The sequence below is a fragment of the Rhizobium sp. NPDC090275 genome, from assembly GCF_044772225.1.
Taxonomy (GTDB): Bacteria; Pseudomonadota; Alphaproteobacteria; order Rhizobiales; family Rhizobiaceae; genus Rhizobium.
Genome location: NZ_JBIVYL010000007.1, coordinates 39,914 through 59,763, shown reverse-complemented (window position 1 = coordinate 59,763; position 19,850 = coordinate 39,914). Strand labels below are relative to the sequence as shown.

General features: G+C 63.2%; 20 protein-coding genes. 12 read left to right on the top strand and 8 right to left on the bottom strand.

All coding sequences use genetic code 11. From position 1 onward, the window contains the following. Positions 1-126 precede the first annotated feature (126 nt). Entirely contained in the window at positions 127-885 is a 759-nt protein-coding gene (locus ACIQUB_RS18490) for a DUF4239 domain-containing protein (RefSeq protein WP_113239150.1), read from the top strand. A 174-nt stretch (positions 886-1,059) separates the two neighbouring features. On the opposite strand, the gene ACIQUB_RS18485 is transcribed toward ACIQUB_RS18490, so the two are convergent. Continuing rightward, positions 1,060-1,320 carry a hypothetical protein gene (locus ACIQUB_RS18485; RefSeq protein ID WP_245206306.1) on the bottom strand — a complete coding sequence of 87 codons (261 nt, stop codon included), beginning with the start codon at positions 1,318-1,320 and terminating at the stop codon, positions 1,060-1,062. Between the two features lie 199 nt (positions 1,321-1,519). Here ACIQUB_RS18485 and ACIQUB_RS18480 point away from each other — a divergent pair, with 199 nt between their 5' ends. The 3 genes from ACIQUB_RS18480 to lysS all read left to right on the top strand — a co-directional run bounded on the left by ACIQUB_RS18480 (position 1,520) and on the right by lysS (position 6,699). After that, positions 1,520-3,289, top strand: coding sequence for an SLC13 family permease (locus ACIQUB_RS18480; RefSeq protein ID WP_113239151.1), 1,770 nt, complete (start codon positions 1,520-1,522; stop codon positions 3,287-3,289). Between the two features lie 231 nt (positions 3,290-3,520). Continuing rightward, complete coding sequence (gene gltX / locus ACIQUB_RS18475; RefSeq protein WP_037179559.1) at positions 3,521-4,975, top strand: glutamate--tRNA ligase; 1,455 nt, start codon at positions 3,521-3,523, stop codon at positions 4,973-4,975. A gap of 227 nt (positions 4,976-5,202) precedes the next feature. Further along, complete coding sequence (lysS, locus tag ACIQUB_RS18470) at positions 5,203-6,699, top strand: lysine--tRNA ligase (protein WP_113239337.1); 1,497 nt, start codon at positions 5,203-5,205, stop codon at positions 6,697-6,699. 135 nt (positions 6,700-6,834) lie between these two features. On the opposite strand, the gene ACIQUB_RS18465 is transcribed toward lysS, so the two are convergent. Continuing rightward, positions 6,835-7,545 carry a hypothetical protein gene (locus ACIQUB_RS18465; RefSeq protein ID WP_113239338.1) on the bottom strand — a complete coding sequence of 237 codons (711 nt, stop codon included), beginning with the start codon at positions 7,543-7,545 and terminating at the stop codon, positions 6,835-6,837. Between the two features lie 179 nt (positions 7,546-7,724). On the opposite strand from ACIQUB_RS18465, the gene ACIQUB_RS18460 reads away from it, so the two are divergent. The 6 genes from ACIQUB_RS18460 (at position 7,725) to ACIQUB_RS18435 (ending at position 14,375) form a co-directional block, all read left to right on the top strand. Beyond that, on the top strand, positions 7,725-8,633 hold the full coding sequence (locus tag ACIQUB_RS18460; protein WP_113239339.1) for a LysR family transcriptional regulator: 909 nt from the start codon (positions 7,725-7,727) through the stop codon (positions 8,631-8,633). A gap of 129 nt (positions 8,634-8,762) precedes the next feature. Continuing rightward, a complete protein-coding gene (locus ACIQUB_RS18455) occupies positions 8,763-9,920 on the top strand; it encodes an ABC transporter substrate-binding protein (protein WP_047509745.1) in 1,158 nt (385 codons plus the stop codon). A gap of 218 nt (positions 9,921-10,138) precedes the next feature. After that, positions 10,139-11,125, top strand: coding sequence for an ABC transporter ATP-binding protein (locus ACIQUB_RS18450; protein WP_113239340.1), 987 nt, complete (start codon positions 10,139-10,141; stop codon positions 11,123-11,125). Next, positions 11,122-12,090, top strand: a complete 969-nt coding sequence (locus ACIQUB_RS18445; protein ID WP_113239341.1) for an ABC transporter permease — start codon at positions 11,122-11,124, stop codon at positions 12,088-12,090. Before ACIQUB_RS18450 ends, ACIQUB_RS18445 begins: the two co-directional genes overlap by 4 nt. Further along, positions 12,080-12,895, top strand: coding sequence for an ABC transporter permease (locus tag ACIQUB_RS18440; protein WP_113239342.1), 816 nt, complete (start codon positions 12,080-12,082; stop codon positions 12,893-12,895). The genes ACIQUB_RS18445 and ACIQUB_RS18440 overlap by 11 nt, the downstream gene beginning before the upstream one ends. A 52-nt stretch (positions 12,896-12,947) precedes the next feature. Beyond that, positions 12,948-14,375, top strand: coding sequence for a gamma-aminobutyraldehyde dehydrogenase (locus ACIQUB_RS18435; RefSeq protein ID WP_113239343.1), 1,428 nt, complete (start codon positions 12,948-12,950; stop codon positions 14,373-14,375). A 68-nt stretch (positions 14,376-14,443) separates the two neighbouring features. Here the strand turns inward: ACIQUB_RS18435 and ACIQUB_RS18430 are convergent, their stop codons facing one another. From ACIQUB_RS18430 to ACIQUB_RS18420, 3 genes are read right to left on the bottom strand one after another with little or no spacing between them, the layout of a single operon-like run. Beyond that, complete coding sequence (locus tag ACIQUB_RS18430) at positions 14,444-14,857, bottom strand: GFA family protein (protein ID WP_113239344.1); 414 nt, start codon at positions 14,855-14,857, stop codon at positions 14,444-14,446. 20 nt (positions 14,858-14,877) lie between these two features. Next, positions 14,878-15,348 (bottom strand): SRPBCC domain-containing protein, encoded by a 471-nt coding sequence (locus tag ACIQUB_RS18425; protein WP_113239345.1) that lies wholly within the window; start codon positions 15,346-15,348, stop codon positions 14,878-14,880. Further along, positions 15,345-15,674 (bottom strand): metalloregulator ArsR/SmtB family transcription factor, encoded by a 330-nt coding sequence (locus ACIQUB_RS18420; RefSeq protein WP_113239346.1) that lies wholly within the window; start codon positions 15,672-15,674, stop codon positions 15,345-15,347. Before ACIQUB_RS18420 ends, ACIQUB_RS18425 begins: the two co-directional genes overlap by 4 nt. A gap of 173 nt (positions 15,675-15,847) precedes the next feature. Between ACIQUB_RS18420 and ACIQUB_RS18415 the strand changes: the two genes are divergently transcribed. Beyond that, on the top strand, positions 15,848-16,021 hold the full coding sequence (locus ACIQUB_RS18415; RefSeq protein ID WP_018902004.1) for a DUF1328 domain-containing protein: 174 nt from the start codon (positions 15,848-15,850) through the stop codon (positions 16,019-16,021). Positions 16,022-16,031: 10 nt separating this feature from the next. On the opposite strand, the gene ACIQUB_RS18410 is transcribed toward ACIQUB_RS18415, so the two are convergent. The 3 genes from ACIQUB_RS18410 to ACIQUB_RS18400 form a co-directional block, all read right to left on the bottom strand. After that, positions 16,032-17,240, bottom strand: a complete 1,209-nt coding sequence (locus ACIQUB_RS18410; protein WP_402931255.1) for an adenylate/guanylate cyclase domain-containing protein — start codon at positions 17,238-17,240, stop codon at positions 16,032-16,034. Between the two features lie 80 nt (positions 17,241-17,320). After that, the gene (locus tag ACIQUB_RS18405; RefSeq protein ID WP_026283635.1) at positions 17,321-18,010 is read right to left on the bottom strand and encodes a DUF1345 domain-containing protein; all 690 of its coding nucleotides are present in this window, start codon (positions 18,008-18,010) and stop codon (positions 17,321-17,323) included. Positions 18,011-18,075: 65 nt separating this feature from the next. Next, entirely contained in the window at positions 18,076-18,807 is a 732-nt protein-coding gene (locus ACIQUB_RS18400; protein WP_113239348.1) for an SDR family oxidoreductase, read from the bottom strand. Between the two features lie 190 nt (positions 18,808-18,997). On the opposite strand from ACIQUB_RS18400, the gene ACIQUB_RS18395 reads away from it, so the two are divergent. Then, positions 18,998-19,837 carry an amidohydrolase gene (locus tag ACIQUB_RS18395; protein WP_113239349.1) on the top strand — a complete coding sequence of 280 codons (840 nt, stop codon included), beginning with the start codon at positions 18,998-19,000 and terminating at the stop codon, positions 19,835-19,837. Positions 19,838-19,850: the final 13 nt, after the last annotated feature.

The following is a 19,850-nucleotide window of genomic DNA, read 5'->3' as shown; positions in this document are numbered from 1 at the left end:
ACCGACGCGGAAGCTATACCCGCGCGCCCGTTTGTCCAGCGCGGAAATCGCCCGCTGGCAAAATCGCCGAAACCATCTAATTTTGAGGGGATGGCGCGGGCGCCATCTGGGGCGGGAGGATCGGGCATGTCTCGGGAAGTGTTTTTGGCGGCCATCATCTGCGCCTGCCTGATCGCAGCCTCGATCGGCACCATGCTCAGCTATTCCAGGCTCCCGAGCCACCACCGGCAGGAAGAGACCAATGCCGTCGTGCGGCTGGTCGCAAACATCTTCGTCGTCATGACCTCGCTGGTCTTCAGTCTGATGATCAACTCGGCGAAGAACACCTTCGAGGGCATCGACAGCAACGTTCACTCCTTCGCCACCGAGATCATTCTCTTCGACCAGACGCTTCGAACCTACGGGCTGGAAGCCAACGAGACCAAGCGGCGACTTTTCACCTATGTGGAAATCGCGCTCGGCAACGTTCCGCCATCCAGTGACCCGCTGGTGAAGGGCGACCCGGCGGCCGAGTTCGCCCTCAACGAAGTGGGAAACAGCCTGGCGCTACTCACTCCTGATGATCCCGGCCATATTGCGCTGCTGAACAATGCCCGTCAGCAATACCAGCGCATCGTCGAGCAGCGCTGGGTCCTCGTCGAGCAATCCGAAGGCGTCATCCCGAGGCCGCTGATTGCCATGCTGGCGACATGGCTGATCCTGATCTTCGCGAGCTTCGGCTATCGCGCGCCGAAAAACATCATCGTCGTCTCGATGTTCGTCATCGCCGCATTCCTGATCTCGGCCTCGATCTATCTGGTGCTCGACATGGACATCCCCTTCAGCGGTCTCATCCAGATTTCCGACCTGCCACTGCGACGCGCGCTGGCCGAACTTCAGCGCTGACGAAAACCGGATGCGGAACCATATCGGCCCTCGATCGGTTTGGTCCGTATGAAGAGCACAGAAAAGAAAGCCCGCCGCGGCATGACGCGGTTCGTCGCCATCATCTTCACTGTCGCCGTGGTCATGGCCATGGTCTATTATTTCGGCTTCACGCCCGGCTCCGCCTGACGGCGATCATTTAGCCGGCTTGAAGGTCCATTTCACGACATAGTCGCCGTTGCGCTTGGTCTTGATCTTCGTCTTGACCCTGACGGGACCGCCGATGGCCGCCTCCGCCGCCTCGAATGCCTGGCGCGCCTGCGCCATGGCGTCGTGATAGCTGGAGTTGTCGCGCCGCGGGCTATCCGCGATCGCTTTCAGGAGCGCAAGCGTATCGGGCGCCTTCTCATCCGGACGCTTGCCGCTAGCTGCGCCCTTGCGCGTCTCGTTACCCATGCTCACTCCTCGGCGGCGCCGTCCGCCCATCAGCGTCCATATACCGGCCGCGACCGAAATCTCAATGCGAACGATACCCAGCGGCTGCACGCCGCATGAATTTTGCCCGCCCTAAGCCATTGAAGTAGATCGCGCGCGGCACAGTTATCCGCGAAGGTCGGGAAATCTCCCGGCTTCCGATCTCTATTCCCGGAAACGCATGACAACACAGCAGATTCTCGCCTTCGGCGTCATTGGCCTGATGATGGCGGTCTTCATCTGGGACCGCTTTCGCTACGATCTCGTCGCCTGCTGCGCGCTGGTTCTGGCGATCGCCGTCGGCCTCGTGCCCTTCGACAAGGCCTTCTCCGGCTTCAGCGACGATATCGTCATCATCGTCGGCAGCGCGCTCGTCGTCAGCGCCGGCGTCGCCCGCTCCGGCATCGTCGATACCGCGATCAAGCGCTTCTTCCCCAATCTCGACACGCTGCACACGCAGCTTGCGCTGCTGCTGATCGTCGTCGCCGTCCTCTCCGCCTTCATCAAGAATATCGGTGCGCTGGCGATCATGATTCCCGTCGCCTTCCAGTTCGCCCGCAAGAGCGGCAAGTCGCCCTCGCTCTACCTGATGCCGATGAGCTTCGCGGCCCTCCTCGGCGGCCTGATGACGCAGATCGGCACCTCGCCCAACATCGTCGTCTCGCGCCTGCGCGGCGAGATCACCGGCACGCCGTTCACCATGTTCGACTTCACCCCCGTCGGCGCCACGCTGGCGCTGGTTGGCGTCGTCTTCCTGATCTTCTTCCACTGGCTGGTCCCTGAGCGAAAGAATGAGAACCCCTCGCTCGAGGAAGCGCTCGACGCCAAGGCCTACTTCTCCGAAGCCACGGTGGCAGAGGAATCGACCGTCGAGGGCAAGCCGCTCAGCGATCTCATCAAGCTCGGCGACGGTGACGCCGTGGCGACCGCGATCCTGCGCGGCCACACCCGCCTCTCGCCCTTCCCCGACGTGGAACTCAGAAGCGGCGACACGCTGCTGCTCGAGGGCAGCCCCGATGCGCTCGACCGCATCGTTTCCAACGCCAAGCTGAAACTCTCCGGCAAGCCGATCGCCGATCCCGCCGAGCGCAACGACCTCATCTCGATCGAAGCGATCGTCGCCTCGGAATCACAGCTGGTCGGCTGGTCGGCGCGGCAGCTGTCGCTCTCGAACCGCCGCAGCGTCAATCTTCTCGCCGTCTCCCGCAAGGGCCACCGGCTGAACGAGCGCCTGAGCGAAGTTCGTCTGCGCGCCGGCGACGTGCTGGTGCTGCAGGGCAACCGCCGCAACCTGCCCGCCTTCCTGCAGGAATTCGCCTGCCTGCCGCTCGCCCAGCGCGACATCATGCTCGGCACCTCGCGTCGTGCCTATCTGCCGCTCCTCATCCTGCTCGCCGCCATGGCCGCGACCGCCACCGGCGTCGTCCCCGTCGCGACGTCCTTCTTCTGCGCGGCGCTCGCCATGGTCGTCTTCCGCGTCATCCCGCTGGTCGATGTCTACAAGGCGCTCGACGCGCCGATCCTGATCATGCTCGCGACGCTTATCCCGGTCTCAGACACATTGAGAACCACGGGAGGAAGCGAGCTGATCGCCGGCTGGCTCGGCCATCTCGCAGCCCAGATGCCGCATTACGGCGCGCTGGCGCTGATCCTGATCACCGCCATGGCCGTGACGCCCTTCCTCAACAACGCCGCCACCGTGCTCGTCATGGCGCCCATTGCCGCAAGCTTCGCCCAGACGCTCGGCTACAAGCCCGACGCCTTCCTGATGGCGGTGGCGATCGGTGCCGGCTGCGATTTCCTGACCCCGATCGGTCACCAGTGCAACACGCTGGTCTTCGGCCCCGGCGGCTATCGCTTCAGCGATTACCCCCGCCTCGGCCTGCCGCTCTCCTTCCTGATCATCCTGGTCAGCGTGCCGCTGCTGCTCTGGGTCTGGCCGGTTACCTGAGACGTGACTGGATGGGCGTGCCGAACTGGCGCAACCGACGGCGCGGACGGCATTTTCCTTGACGTGTGCAGCCGAATATGGCCTTAAAGCCAGCCAAACGGACAATTGGCCGGACAAGCGGGCGAAATGCCCTTTTCCGGCCGGTTTCCTGATCCAGTTATCTGCATTCTTCAGGCCGAGCGTTGCTTTCCCTCAGAAAGCCGTCCGGCATTTATTTGACGGGCACATAAAATGACAGCTTCCGGCGTCCGCGTCCGCATTGCTCCCTCGCCAACCGGCGAGCCGCATGTCGGCACCGCATACATCGCACTCTTCAACTATCTCTTCGCCAAGAAGCACGGCGGCGAGTTCATCCTGCGTATCGAAGATACCGATGCCACGCGCTCGACGCCCGAATTCGAGACCAAGGTGCTCGACGCGCTGAAGTGGTGCGGCCTGGAATGGTCCGAAGGCCCCGATATCGGCGGCCCCTACGGCCCCTATCGCCAGTCCGACCGCAAGGACATGTACCAGCCCTACGCCCAGGAGCTGCTGGACAAGGGCCATGCCTTCCGCTGCTTCTGCACGCCCGAGCGCCTGACCGAAATGCGCGAGGCCCAGCGCGCCTCCGGCAAGCCGCCGAAGTATGACGGTCTCTGCCTGAAGTATTCCGCCGAGGAAGTCTCCGCCAAGCTGGCATCCGGCGAAAGCTCCGTCATCCGCATGAAGATCCCGACCGAGGGCTCCTGCGACTTCACCGACGGCGTCTACGGTGATGTCTCGATCCCGTGGGATTCGGTCGACATGCAGGTCCTGATCAAGGGCGACGGCATGCCGACCTATCACATGGCAAACGTCATCGACGACCATCTGATGAAGATCACCCACGTCGCCCGCGGCGAGGAGTGGCTGGCATCCGTGCCGAAGCACATCCTGCTCTATCGCTATTTCGAGTGGGAACAGCCTGTCTTTATGCATCTCTCGCTGATGAGAAATGCCGACAAGTCGAAGCTCTCGAAGCGCAAGAACCCGACCTCGATCAGCTATTACTCCGCGCTCGGCTATATCCCAGAAGCGCTGATGAACTTCCTCGGCCTGTTCTTCGTGCAGATCGCCGAAGGCGAGGAACTGCTCGACATCGAGGAACTGGCCGGCAAGTTCGATCCGGAAAACCTCTCCAAGGCCGGCGCCATCTTCGACATCCAGAAGCTCGACTGGCTGAACGGCCGGTGGATCCGCGAGAAGATGTCTGAAGAAGAGTTCCAGAGCCGCGTTCTCACCTGGGCGATGGAGAACGATCGCCTGAAGGCCGGCATGGCGCTGTCGCAGTCGCGCATCTCCAAGCTCGGCGAACTGCCGGAGCTGATGGGCTTCCTCCTGAAGTCGGACCTCAATCTCGATCCGTCCGCCTTCGCCAAGATCAAGTCGCCGCCGGAAGAAATCCTCGAGATCCTGAACACGGTGCAGCCGGATCTGGAAAAGATCCTCGAGTGGAACGTCGAATCCATCGAAGCCGAACTGCGCGCCATCGGCGACCGTATGGGCAAGAAGCTCAAGGTCATCGTCGCCCCGCTCTTCGTCGCCGTCTCCGGCTCGTCGCGCTCGCTGCCGCTGTTTGACTCGATGGCCATCCTCGGCCGCTCGGTCGTCCGCCAGCGCCTGAAACTGGCCGCGCAGGCCGTGGCCTCGCTGGTGGGGCCGAAGTAATTTGACAAGAAGGTGCCGGCGTTAACGTCGGCATTCTGAAGTACCCCCCTCTGCCCTGCCGGGCATCTCCCCCACAAGTGGGGAGATCGACCAGCGGTCCGGTCTACGCCAAGCATTGAGCGTAGGCGATCGGGTGAGCCCAGCCAATCTCCCCCCTTGTGGGGGAGATGTCCGGCAGGACAGAGGGGGGTAACCGCAACGAACACAGCCCGAAAAAGGCAAATGACATGACCGAAAAGACCGAAACCGCCACCCTCTCCTCCGACGCGACTGAGGTTCGCGCCCAGAAGCTGAAGCTGCTGCGCGAAAAGATCGGCGACGTCTATCCGGCGCATTTCCACCGCACCATCACCAATGCCGAGCTGGCCGAGAAGTACAAGGATCTGGAATCCGACATCGAGACGACGGATGTCGTCACCGTTGCCGGCCGCGTCTATTCCTCGCGCAACTCCGGCATGTTCATGGATATCCATGACGCCGGCGGCAAGATCCAGATCTTCAGCCACAAGGACGTGACGCCGGAAGCCGCCCGCGAGATGCTCGCCATGATCGACATCGGCGACATCATCGGGGTGACCGGCACCGTGCGCCGCACCAAGCGCGGCGAGCTGTCGATCAACGCGCAAGAGATCACCATGCTCACCAAGTCGCTTCTCCCCATGCCGGAGAAGTGGAACGGCATCGCCGATATCGAGATCCGCTATCGCAAGCGCCACCTCGACATCATGAGCAACGACGAATCCAAGCTCCGCTTCCAGCAGCGCTCGAAGATCCTCTCCGGCATCCGCCGCTTCATGGAAGACGACGGCTTCATGGAAGTCGAGACGCCGATGCTGCACTCGGTCTATGGCGGCGCGACGGCCGATCCGTTCAAGACGCACCACAACACACTGAAGCAGGACATGTACCTGCGCATCGCGCCCGAGCTCTTCCTGAAGCGCACGCTGGTCTCGGGCCTGACCGACAAGGTCTTCGAGATCAACCGCAACTTCCGCAACGAAGGCGTCTCCACAAGGCACAATCCCGAGTTCACCATGATGGAGTGCTACTGGGCCTATGCCGATTACGAGGACATCATGGACCTCGTCGAGCGCCTGTTCGAAAAGCTGGCGCTGCAGGTTCACGGCACGACGGAATTTCCCTTCGGCGACAAGCAGATCTCCTTCAAGGGCCCGTTCAAGCGCGTCCCCATGCCTGACGCGGTCAAGGAAGCGACCGGCATCGATTTCCTCGCGATGAAGACCGACGAGGAAGCCCGCGCCGCCGCCAAGGCCGCCGGCTTCGAGGTCGAGAAGGACTGGACCTGGGGCGAATGCCTCGCCTTCATCTTCGAGGAAAAGGTCGAGGGCACGCTGATCCAGCCGAGCCACGTCACCCACTTCCCGAAGGACATCTCGCCCTTCGCCAAGGAAGTGCCGGGCGAGCCGCGCCTCGTCGAGCGCTTCGAGACCTATTGCAACGCCTGGGAACTGGGCAACGCCTTCTCGGAACTCAACGATCCGGAAGAACAGCGCCGCCGCATGGTCGAGCAGCTCGAGCAGGCCCATGCCCGCGGCGAAAAGGACAAGCAGCTGGACGACGAATTCCTCGACGCCATCGACCAGGGCATGCCGCCCGCAGGTGGTCTGGGCATCGGCGTCGACCGCCTGACCATGCTCTTGACCAACGCCCCCTCGATCCGCGACGTCATCCTCTTCCCGGCCCGCAAGGCCAAGGCTGACTAAGGACGGTTACGGACACAAGAAAAGGCGGCAACCCGGAAGGGTTGGCCGCCTTTTTTGTTTGTGTTTCCGCTAATGAAATACCGACGCGTTGTTCGCAATTGTCGGACGGGAAGGCCCCGCCGACCAACCAATCAATCAATGCCCGCCTGAAGGCGCCGCCGCCGGGGCCGCCTCACCTTCGGCCGGTGCAGCGCCGTGTCCTCCCTCGGCCGGCTTCGCGCCTTCGCCCTTGGCAACTGGCTTGCCCTCGCCGCCCTCGGTCGCAGCAACCGCGATAGGGTCGATACAGTCGGACACGTCCTTGAACGATGCGTTTAGCGTTGTGATCTCGTCTTCGGGCAGGTCGACGCGTTCGCCGAAGAACAGGCCGTTGGCGGCCGCCGTGCCGTCGTAGTAGCGGGCGGTATAGGTCTTGTTGCCCTCGATGCTTTCGACGATCGGATCGGGATGCGGGATATAGACGACGTCAGCGCCGATCGCCCGACCGCGGATATCGGAGCGCAGCGTCGGCCCGTTGGCGTCGAGCACCACGACCTGCACCAGATCCGGCTTCTGCGCGTCATAGACGGCCTTGGCTACTCTCAGCGCCGTCTTGACGCGGGTCATGCCGTCGGTCGGCTCGGTCTTGATATACTTGCGGATCCAGACCCGCTTCTGCTTCTTGATGGTGACGAGATTGACGTCGGTGCATGCGGCGCCGTTCACGGTCTCCGCGGGAGGACCGAGCAGGGTGTCCTTGCCGATATACAGCGCTGCGCCGCCGGAAACGCCCCCGAGAAGGGCAATTCCGCCGATGATCAGCACCAATTTCCGGGAAGGCCGGAAGATGCGCAGTAAGGCCTTCACGCCAACTGCTCCGCCATCAAGTCACTCCAACGCAATAAACTGGTCTGGACGCTAGAGAAATGACGTTTCGGAATACTTAAATGCGGGCAAGAAGTTTGTGCCACAAAGAGACTTATCCCAAAAAAGGTCCAGCATGGTGCACGCTTGCAATGGCCTCGGGCGCCATGCTCTAAGATGCCATGGCCTTCACGCTTCGCCAGATTCAATACTTCATTGCAGTGGCCGAGCAGGGCTCGATCACGCGGGCCGCGCAGAACCTGTCGATCTCGCAATCCTCGGTTACGGAAGCGCTGAAGGAGCTGGAGACGGATCTCGGCGTCGAGCTTTTCGATCGCCATCCGCGCGGGCTTACAATCACTCATAACGGCCACCAGTTCCTGCGCCACGCCACCAAGATCCTGGCCAGCGTCTCCGATGCCCGCGCCAGCTTTTCTAACAACAGCAACCAGCCCTCGGGCACGCTCAACATCGGCGTCACCTCGCTCGTCGCCGGCTACGTGCTCTCCGACCTGCTCGCCCGCTATCGCCGCGCCTGCCCCGGCGTCGAGGTCTCGGCCATCGAGGACAATGGCGGCTATCTCGAACATCTGCTGGTCGGCGGCGAGCTCGATGTCGCGGTCATGGTCATCTCCAACCTGCGCGACCGCATGGCGCTGCAGGCCGAAATCCTGGAAACCTCGCCCTACCGCCTCTGGCTCCCCATGGGCCACCCGCTTGTGTCCGCCGACATCATCTCGATCGCCGACATCGCTCGCGAACCGCTGATCATGCTGACCGTCGACGAAATCGAGGAAAACACCGGCAAGCTGCTCTCGGCCCTCGGCGCCCGCCCGCACGTCGCCTTCCGCACCCGCTCCGTCGAGGCCGTGCGCAGTCTGGTCGCAACCGGCGCCGGCGTGGCGCTGCTCCCCGATCTCGTCTACCGCCCATGGTCGCTGGAAGGCGACCGCATTGAAAGCCGCGATGTCTCCGGCTCGCTTCCGGTCGTCCAGGTCGGCATGGTCTGGCGCAAGGGCTCGAGCCTGCCGCAGGCCGCAAGGGATTTCGTCGGCATTGCTGAAGCAATGAGAAGCGGACGAGCACGCTAGCAAAGCCTGATATCGGAAATTCCGATAACGCCATTCTGATAAATGAATTTGCGAAAGCGGCTTTTTCGCGTCACCTTTTCTGCCGGGAACAAAACGCCACGAAGTGGCACCAAAACCGGGAGACATCAGATGAAATATCTTCTGAAATCGTGCACGGCTGCGCTTGCGACCCTGAGCTTCGTGACGCAGGTCGTGGCGGCCGAGCCGCTGAAGGAATTGGGCAAGGGCGAAGGCGCCGTCAGCATCGTGGCCTGGGCCGGCTATATCGAGCGCGGCGAAAGCGACAAGAATTACGACTGGGTCACCGGCTTCGAAAAAGAGACCGGCTGCAAGGTTTCGGTCAAGACCGCCGCCACCTCCGATGAAATGGTATCGCTGATGAACGAAGGCGGCTTCGACCTCGTCACCGCCTCCGGCGACGCCTCGCTGCGCCTCGTGGCCGGCAAGCGCGTCCAGCCGATCAACACCGATCTCATCCCGAGCTTCAAGAACGTCGACAAGCGCCTGCAGGACGCGCCCTGGTACACGGTATCAGGCGTCCATTACGGCGTTCCCTATCTCTGGGGACCTAATGTCCTGATGTACAACACCGACGCCTTCAAGGGCGAAGCGCCGAAGAGCTGGAAGGTGGTCTTCGAGGAAGAGACGCTGCCCGACGGCAAGTCCAACAAGGGCCGCGTCCAGGCGTATGACGGCCCGATCTACATCGCCGATGCCGCGCTTTATCTCATGGCCCACAAGCCGGAACTCAACATCAAGAACCCCTACGAGCTCAACGAAGACCAGTACAAGGCCGCCCTCGATCTCTTGCGCGGCCAGCGCAAGCTCGTCTCGCGCTATTGGCACGACGCGATGATCCAGATCGACGATTTCAAGAACGAAGGCGTCGTCGCTTCCGGCTCCTGGCCCTTCCAGGTCAACCTGATGCAGGCGGACAAGCAGAAGATCGCCTCCACCTTCCCCGAAGAGGGCGTCACTGGCTGGGCTGACACGACCATGCTGCACGCCGACAGCGAGCACCCGAACTGCGCCTATATGTGGATGGAGCATTCGCTGTCCGCCAAGGTCCAGGGCGACGCCGCGGCCTGGTTCGGCGCCGTCCCCTCGGTTCCGGCGGCCTGCAAGGGCAACGAGTTGATGACCGACACCGGCTGCGCCACCAATGGCTATGATCACTTCGACAAGATCAAGTTCTGGCGCACGCCCACCGCCAAGTGCGAACAGGGCGAGTGCGTGCCCTATCACCGCTGGGTGTCGGATTATATCGGCGTGATTGGCGGGCGGTAACAGCTCCCCGCAGCCCTCGCGGCTTGTGGCAAGTCCCCTCCCCAACCCCTCCCCACAAGGGGGGAGGGGCTAGAGCGGCAACGCCTCGCCCAGCCCTGTAGACTCGGAATGGCCGCAGAGGGTGCACCAAGTTAAGCCCCTCCCCCTTGTGGGGAGGGGTTTGGGGTGGGGTCTTAATTCCCCGCACACCCAGAGTACATCAGATCGGAGCCCCCAAAATGACACCCGCCGTCCGTTTCCAGAAGGTCTCCCGCCATTTCGGCGCCGTTCGCGCCGTCGATGGCGTCGATCTTGAGATCGCGCCTGGCGAGTTCTTCGCCATGCTGGGGCCGTCGGGTTCGGGCAAGACCACCTGCCTGAGACTGATCGCGGGCTTCGAACAACCGACGGCGGGGCATATCGAGATTTTCGGCGAGACCGCCGAGGGCGTGCCGCCCTATAGGCGCAACGTCAACACCGTCTTCCAGGACTACGCGCTCTTCCCGCACCTCAACATCCTCGACAACGTCGCCTACGGGCTGATGGTCAAGGGCGTCGGCAAAATGGAGCGTGCCAAGGCCGCCGAACAGGCGCTGGAGCTGGTGAAGCTCCCCGGCTACGGCGCCCGCAAACCCGGACAGCTCTCCGGCGGCCAGAGGCAGCGCGTGGCGCTTGCCCGGGCGCTGGTCAACAAACCGCGCGTGCTGTTGCTCGACGAACCGCTTGGCGCGCTGGACCTGAAGCTGCGCGAGCAGATGCAGGAGGAGCTGAAGGGCCTGCAGCGGGCGCTGGGCATCACCTTCGTCTTTGTCACCCACGACCAGGGCGAAGCACTCTCCATGGCCGACCGCGTCGCCGTCTTCAACGATGGCGGCATCGTGCAGGAGGGCACGCCGCAGGATATCTATAACAGGCCGAAGACGCGCTTCGTCGCCGATTTCGTCGGCTCCTCCAATGTGATCGCCCCCGACCTGATGACCGCGCTCGGCGGCGAGAAGCGCTGGGCGAGCCTGCGCCCCGAAGCGATCCGCATCACCGGCGACGGCGTCGAATCCCGTGTCGAAAACGCCAGCTTCCTCGGCGCCGCCACGCGGCTCACCGTTGCGGCCAGAGGCACGCGCCTGCATGTCATGCTGCCCGCCGGCGTCGTCGTCCCCGAAGTCGGCGCCGATGTCCGCCTGTCGTGGCAGCCCGTCGACGTGCACTACATGGACGACGCCGCATGACCGCGATCGCGCTCACCCACGAGGAGACGGCGACCTCGATCCTACCCGGACGCGGCGGCTTCTTCGGCCGGATGTCCGACATGTTCTGGCGCCGCCCCAAGCTGCTGCTCTTCCTGATGCTGACGCCGCCGCTGCTCTGGCTCGGCATCATCTATATCGGCTCGCTCCTGGCACTTCTGCTGCAGAGCTTCTTTTCGATCGACGATTTCTCCGGCCTGGTGAACTACGAATTCACGCTGGCGACCTATGCGCAGCTGCTGTCGCCGACCAATTTCGACATCATCGTCAGAACGGTGCTGATGGCGGCACTGGTGACGCTCGCCTCCGCCGTCGTCGCCTTCCCGATCGCCTATTACGCCGCCCGTTACGCCAAGGGAAAATGGAAGGCGCTCTTCTATCTCGGCGTCATGCTGCCGCTCTGGTCAAGCTATCTGGTCAAGATCTACGCCTGGAAGCTGATCCTCGCCAAGGAGGGTATCCTCACCTGGTTCTTCGCCAAGCTGCATTTGGCCTGGCTGCTCGACGGCGTGCTGGCGCTGCCCGTCATCGGCGGCAACTCGCTGTCGGTGAGCTATATCGGCACCTTCCTCGTCTTCGTCTATGTCTGGCTGCCCTACATGATCCTGCCGACGCAGGCAGCGCTCGAACGTGTCCAGGGCAACCTGATCGAGGCCTCGTCGGATCTCGGCGCCACGCCCGGCCAGACCTTCCGCACCGTGCTCTTTCCGCTGGCTCTGCCCGGCATCGTCGCCGGCTCGATCTTCACCTTCTCGCTGACGCTCGGCGATTACATCATCCCGCAGATCATCGGCTCCTCGCGCCTTTTCATCGGCCAGGCGGTCTATGCGCAGCAGGGAACGGCCGGCAACGTGCCGCTGGCTGCCGCCTTCTCCGTCGTCCCCATCGTCATCATGGCCGTCTATCTGTGGCTGGCCAAGAAACAGGGAGCCTTCGATGCGCTCTGACCGTGGCCAACGCGCGCCGATCGCGCTCAAGATCGCCGCCGCCGGCGGGCTGTTCTTCCTGCACCTGCCGATCCTGTTGATCTTCGTCTACGCCTTCACGACGGAGGAGAAGAGCTACCAGTGGCCGCCGCCGGGGCTGACGCTGCAGTGGTTCGGCATCGCCTGGAACCGGCCGGATGTCTGGGCCGCCCTTGGGCTTTCCGTGCAGGTCGCCTGCATCGCCACCGCGATCGCGCTGGTGCTCGGCACGCTCTGCGCCGCCGCCGTCAGCCAGACGAAGTTCTTCGGCCGCGAGGCGATCTCGCTGCTCGTCATCCTGCCGATCGCGCTGCCTGGCATCATCACCGGCATCGCGCTGCGCTCGGCCTTCAGCCTGTTCGACATCCCCTTCTCGGTCTGGACGATCGTGCTCGGCCACGCCACCTTCTGCGTCGTCGTGGTCTATAACAACGCCGTCGCCCGCTTCCGCCGCACCCAGGGCTCGCTGATCGAGGCCTCGATGGATCTCGGCGCCGATGGCTTCCAGACCTTCCGTCACGTCATCCTGCCGAATATCGGCACGGCGCTTCTGGCCGGCGGCATGCTTGCCTTCGCGCTCTCCTTCGACGAGGTCATCGTCACTACTTTCACCGGCGGCCAGCAATCGACGCTGCCGATCTGGATGCTGGAAGAGCTGATCCGCCCGCGCCAGCGCCCCGTCACCAACGTGGTCGCCATGGTCGTCGTGCTCGTCACCTTCCTGCCGATCCTGGCAGCCTACTACCTCACGCGCGACGGCGATCAGGTCGCCGGAGCTGGAAAATAACCGGAGCGCGGGATACCCCCATCCCGCCCCATCGATAACAAGGGAGAACATCATGGACACCGCGATGCTGATTGGATCCCGCTTCGAAGCGGGCACCGAGATCGAAGAAAACATCCTGAACCCGAAGACCGGCGAAACCGTGCTGAGCCTCGCCGAAGCGTCGCTCGGCCAGATCGACGCCGCCGTCGACGCCGCCGAGAAGGCCTTCTCGGCATGGTCGCAGACGACACCAGGCGAGCGCGCCGGCTATCTGCTGAAAATCGCCGACGCGATCGAGAAGGACGCGGCAGGCTTCGCGACGCTGGAAGCGCTGAACTGCGGCAAGCCGATCAACGCGGTGCTGAACGACGAGATCCCCGCCATCGTCGATTGCTACCGCTTCTTCGCCGGCGCGGTGCGCAACCTGCATGGCCCGGTCGCCGGTGAATATCTGCCCGGCCACACCTCGATGATCCGCCGCGATGCCGTCGGCATCGTCGGCTCGATCGCGCCCTGGAACTATCCGCTGATGATGATGGCCTGGAAGCTGGCGCCGGCGATTGCCGGCGGCAACACCGTCGTCTTCAAGCCTTCCGAGCAGACGCCGCTGACGGCGCTGAAGATGGCGAAGCTCCTCTCCGACATCCTGCCGGAGGGCGTGGTCAACGTCATTCTCGGCCGCGGCGAAAGCGTCGGCAATGCGCTGATCAACCACCCGAAAATCTCGATGCTGTCGATCACCGGCGATGTCGCCACCGGCAAGAAGGTGCTGCAGGCGGCCGCAAAGACCGTCAAGCGCACCCATCTGGAACTCGGCGGCAAGGCCCCTGTGATCGTCTTCGACGACGCCGATATCGACGCGGTCGTATCAGGCATCCGCACATTCGGTTACTACAATGCCGGTCAGGACTGCACCGCCGCCTGCCGCATCTATGCCGACGCCAAGGTCTACGACAGGTTCGTGGCCGATCTCTCCTCGGCGGTCTCCTCGATCAAGTTCAACCTTGCCGACGACGCCGAAAACGAGATCGGCCCGCTGATCTCCAAGCGCCAGCGCGACCGCGTCGAAAGCTTCGTCGCCCGCGCCGGCGAACACAAGCACATGGAGATCACCACAGGCGGCAAGACCTCGGGCGAAAAGGGCTTCTTCTACACGCCGACAGTCATTGCCGGCGCCACGCAGGAAGACGAGATCGTCCGCCGCGAGGTCTTCGGCCCGGTCGTCTCGGTCACCCGCTTCACCGATGTCGAGGATGCCGTCACCTGGGCCAACGACAGCGACTATGGCCTGGCCTCGTCGGTCTGGACCAAGGACATCAGCCGCGGCATGAAGACCGCCGCCCGGCTGCAATATGGCTGCACCTGGATCAACACCCACTTCATGCTCACCAACGAGATGCCGCATGGCGGCCTGAAGCAATCGGGCTACGGCAAGGACATGTCGGTCTACGCACTGGAAGACTACACCGCCGTCCGCCACGTGATGATCAACCACGGCTGACGCATGCCATGCAGACCGAGAACGCCGCCGTTGGCAACAGCGGCGGCGTTCTCGTCGATAGTGAATTGTCAGCGCGGCGGCATGGCCTCGAATGTCGGCAACGCCGGATCGAGATGATCCCAGGCGTGGCCGGCGGCGGTCCATGCCACCAGTTGCGGCTTGTAGCGGCTGGGATCGTCGAGGCTGGATGGCGTGACGATGAACACATCCGGCATATCGGGAAATGTCAGGTAGACATGCGAGCCGCAGGTCGGACAGAAGGTGCGCCGCTTGACCGTACCGCCATCGCCCACGCTCTGCCACTGCGATGCCTCACCCTTCAGCGTCACCTCGGCGGCAACGAAGGTCAGGTGCGACTGGTGGCCGGTGCCACTGTCGCGCTGGCATTGGCGGCATTGGCAATCGAGCATGACGACGGGCTCGCCGGCGATCTCGTAGCGAATGGCGCCGCAGGCGCAGCCGCCGGCATAGGATGCGTTCATGACATTCTCCTCCTCTGACTTTAATGCAGCGTCTGCGACGCCTCCTCAGCGACGACAGTGTCCAGGCGCTCGACAACCTTCTTCCAGCCCTCGCTCATGTTGCGATAGGCGGCATCGTTCTTCGGCAGCACGAAGCCCGAATGCACCAGGCGCAACCGCGTGCCCGCTTCCGCTTCGGCAAGCGTGAGGGTGACGATTGTCTCCAGCTTCGAGCCGTAGCCCTGGTTGCTCTCGTGGCCGCCCCTCCAGGCATAGGAGAGCCTCTGCCCTTCCACGACCTCGAGCACCTCGCACCGGATGGTGCCGTCCCATTCGCCGGCGGGCTTGGTCTGGAAGGTGAAGCGATTGCCGACAACGGCCTCGAACCCCTTGGGCTCCATCAGCCATCGCCCGATCAGCGGGCCCGAGGTCAGCGCCTTCCAGAGGATCTCCCGTCTATGCGGGAAGACCTCGTCCAGGACGATGGATGACGTGTCGGCATGGTCGGTCATGGGTCGATTTCCTTCAAGAGGTCCCTCAGATCGGCAAAGCGCTCGCGCCAGAACACGCCGTAATGGCTCATCCAATCCGCCAGCGGCTCCAGGCCGGCCGGCTGCGCCCGATAATAGACATTGCGGCCCTCCGGCCGCTCGCTGACGAGGCCTGCCTGTTTCAACGTCTTCACATGCTGCGAGATTGCGCCCTGGGTCACATTGCTGCTCCGGGTGAGCTCCGCCACGGTGATCTCGTCGGCATTGGCGATGCGTTCGAACACCGCCCGCCGGGTGGGGTCGGCAAGTGCGCGCATGACTGTCGTGATGGTCTCGGCTTCTGTCATATGCATTCAATAGCAACTACTAATCAATTAGTCAATACTAATTGGTTTTGACTGATGGCCATAACGCGCCGCCAAACCCGCAACGCCCCAAAACGTCACCGCTATCTCATTGGATATGGAACCTTTTTCGCTCTGGCGCGTCTTCTATCGGACCAACTAGAAGGAACGCCTCCATGCTGAAATGGGCTCTTATCTTTTTCGTGATTTCGCTAATCGCGGGCTTCTTCGGCTTTTCCGGGATTTCCGCGGCGACGGCGACGATCGCGCGCGTTCTCTTCGGTATCGCGCTCATCATCTTCGTGATCTTCCTGGTGCTCGCACTCCTGGCCGGGCAGGCAATATTCTAGGAAGCCGATCCTATAGCCCGGTCTTGACCGAAAACAGCGATACGGGATCGGCGACGCCCTTGAGCGACATCGGCTCTAGCGCCTCGAAATCCATCTCCGAAATCTCGTCAGTGGCGGCATCATGCGTGCCGCCGCAGACGAGCACTTGCGAAGGTGCGGCGACCGAAGCGATCCGCGCCGCCAGATTGACCGTGTGACCGAAAATGTCGCCATCGCGCGGCACCACCCGGCCGGTCGCAACACCCACTCTCACCTCCGGCAGTTGATGCGCAGCACTCTCGGCGACGAGCGACAGCGACGCCTTCAGTGCGGCCTCCGCATCCGGAAACAGCATCATCACCCCATCACCCAGCGGCTTGACGATCCGCCCGCCGGCAAGATTGGCGAGACGCTGCGCCAGCGCCTCGAAGCTCGCCGCCTTCTCGGCCGCCCTGACATCGCCGATATCGCGCGTCAGTGCCGTGAAACCGGTGAGATCGGCGAAGGCCACGGCCGGCAGCGCCTGATCGTCTTCGGCGTCTACACCCAGCCCGCGCAGGGCATCCTGCAGCCGCCCGACCACATTGTCGAACACGGCCTCCTCAAGCATCCGCCGTTGCAGCAGGAAGAGCATGCGGATGCCGATGCGCTGCAGCGAAAGCCGCGTGGCCGCGCCCGCCGCGAGCACCTCGCGATGGCTGAGGCCGGCGGCCAGCATCGGCTCTTCCACCTCGGCGCGGAAGAGATCGCGCATCGTATCCACGCAGCGCCGCATCGACTGGCCGAAGACCCTCAGCACCCGCTGCATGCCCTCGTCGGAAGCGCCGAGCCCGGTGCATTCGGTGATCAGCCGGATGAACTCCTCGTCATCCTCCCGCAGCGCCCGCTTCGGCGACATCGGCGAAAGCCCGGCGCTGGAATGCAGCGCGTTGACGCGGCCGAGATCGAGCGACGCATCGGCGAGCGCGTCTGGAAGCGATCTCTCCGACATGGTGACCGGCTCGAACATCAGCTGGCTGGCAAAATCGAGCGAGACGATCTGTTGCCTGAGACCGGTGGCGAGCGTCTCGAGCGCAATGCCGGCGGCATTCAGCGCCAGCACCAGCCGCAGCCGGCTGACGTCGCTCGCCGCATAGCCATCCGGCCCGGCCTCGATGATCTGAAGCCGCGCCACGGCGTCCAGCTGCTCCGCATCGCAACCGGCAAGCGCCGCCAATCTCTCGCGCGATAACGACCCCATGAAGCCCCCAAAACAACCCCAGGTGAAGAAAACCTCTCTTACACCAGATTGCCAAGCGGCTCTATCGCGCGCGCCTACCTCTAAAGGAGGCTTGCGCCGACATTGATGGCGAGCGCCAGGATGGTCGTATTGAAGAGAAACGACAGCACCGAATGCAGCAGCGTCAGCTTGCGCATGACAGTCGAACTCGTCGCCACATCCGCCGTCTGCGAGGCGACGCCGATCGTGAAGGAGTAGTAGAGGAAGTCCCAGTAGACGGGCTCGTCCAGCCCCTCGGGAAACTTCAGCCCGTCACCCTTGACGCCATCGCCATCGTCGTCGCCGCCATAGAAGCGGTGCGCGTAGTGCACGGTAAACAGCGTGTGCAGGAAGACCCAGGAGATCAGGATGGTGACGATGGCGGCGAGTGCACGGCCGAGCGCGACACTGGGCGCCGCCTCCTTGACCTGATGCAGCTCGAGCCCGATGCCGGCGATACTGGCAAGGGCTGCCGAGATCGACAGGAACATCAGAAGCGAGTCGGAAAAGTCGAGATCGGCCGAGCGCTTGCGGATCGTCGCCACGCTCGCCTTCAGCATCCGTCGCCATGTGGCGACGATGAACATCACCGCGGCCACGTTCCAGCCGGCCAGAAGATTGCGTGCCGTCACCTCGCGCGTCGTCAGAAGCAAGAAGACCGCAAGGCCGACAAGCACCGCGATCACGAAGATCGCGTGCTTGCGCAGCAACCGAAGGGGACGGCCGCTGCCGCCTGACGTAACCTCTGCCATCAAATGCTCCGCCGCTGCGAGATCACCAACGATATCAGCTTGATACCGGCAAGAGCAATATGGCCTCAGCCAGTCCAGCCGCCATCGACCACATGGATCTGGCCTGTGGTGAACCCGGCCTCGTCTCCGGCGAGATAGGTGACGAGTGCCGCGATCTCCTCGGCGGTGGCGATGCGGCCCATCGGCTGGCGGGCGATGAAGTCGCTGAGCGCCTTGTCGTAGTCGCCGGTGGCGCGCAGCCGCTCGTGCAGCGAAGGGCTGTCGACGGTCCCCGGGCAGATGGCGTTGGCGCGGATACCCTTCGCGACGAAGTCGGAAGCGATCGACTTGGTGAGCCCGATCACGGCCGCCTTCGACGCGCTATAGGCAAAGCGGTTCGGCACGCCCTTCACGCTTGAGGCGACGGACGCCATGTTGACGATCGAGCCCTTGCCCTTGTCGAGCATGCCGGGAAGGAAGGTGCGGCAGGTCGTGTACATCGCCTTGGCATTGAGGTTGAAGGAAAAGTCCCAATCCTTTTCCTCGCAATCGAGGATCGATCCGGCATGCACGAAGCCGGCGCAGTTGAAGAGCACGTCGATCGGCCCGATCTCCTCTGCGAAGGCCCGCACCGCGTTCCCGTCGAGCACGTCGAGAACCGTGGTCGTCGCGCCCGCGAGCGTCGAAAGCGACGCCTGGTTGATGTCGGTGGCGTAGACATGGGCGCCGAGCGAAATGAACCGCTCCACGCTGGCGCGACCGATCCCCTGACCGGCCGCCGTGACGACGACCTTCTTGCCTTCCAGACCGTGGCTCATAATTCCTCCCGTTATGCGTGGCGCTTGCAGCGCATTCATTCATATGCAAACATTATATTCATTATGTCGTCAATGACATTGTCCGACGCCGGACGCTGACACGGGGGGGAGGCCTGTGTCAGCAATCGAAAAATCCGGCGAAAGACTAAGAGGACGGCAAGATAAGCCTGCATGAAGGGGGAGGAACCGCATGCTCTTCGACACACATCTGCACGTCATCGACCGCAATCGCCTGCACTATCCCTGGCTCCCCGACGTGCCGGAACTGAACCGCGACAGCCTCTACGAGCACTATGCTCGCGACGCGTTTCGCTGCGGCATCACCAATGTGCTGCACATGGAAGTCGATGTATCAGCTGATGCGATCGAACAGGAAACGACCTTCATCAAGGAGATCACCGAGAAACCCAAAAGCCTCGTGCGCGGCGCCATCGCCGCCTGCCGGCCGGAAGAAGACGGCTTTCCGGTCTATCTCGAACGATGCCTCGCCGACCCCTTCGTCAAGGGCTTCCGCCGCGTGCTGCATGTGGCACCCGACGAGACCTCCGAGCGCCCGCTGTTTCGCGAGAACGTCGCGCGGCTGGCTGATACCCGGCTAACCTTCGATCTCTGTGTCTTCCCGCACCAGTTCGAACGCATTCTCGATCTCGTCGACCTCAACCCCGATGTCCGCTTCATCCTCGACCACTGCGCCAATCCGCCGATCAAGTCAGGCATGAGCGCCGTCTGGCATCGCGGCATCACCGAATTCTCCCGCCGCCCCAACGTTACCGCCAAGATCTCCGGCGTCATCGCCTATGGCGATCTCGAACGCTGGTCGGTCGCAAGCCTTCGCCCCTATGTCGAGCACACGATCGAGAGCTTCGGCTGGGATCGCGTCGTCTGGGGCAGCGACTGGCCCGTCTGCACACTCGGCGGCGGGTTGACGCCCTGGGTGGCGGCCACGCACGCGCTGACATCCGGCTGCAGCGCCGAGGAGCGCGACAAGCTTTATCAGGGGAATGCGAAGCGGATCTGGGCGGTGGAGTAGCGGAGGTCGGGAG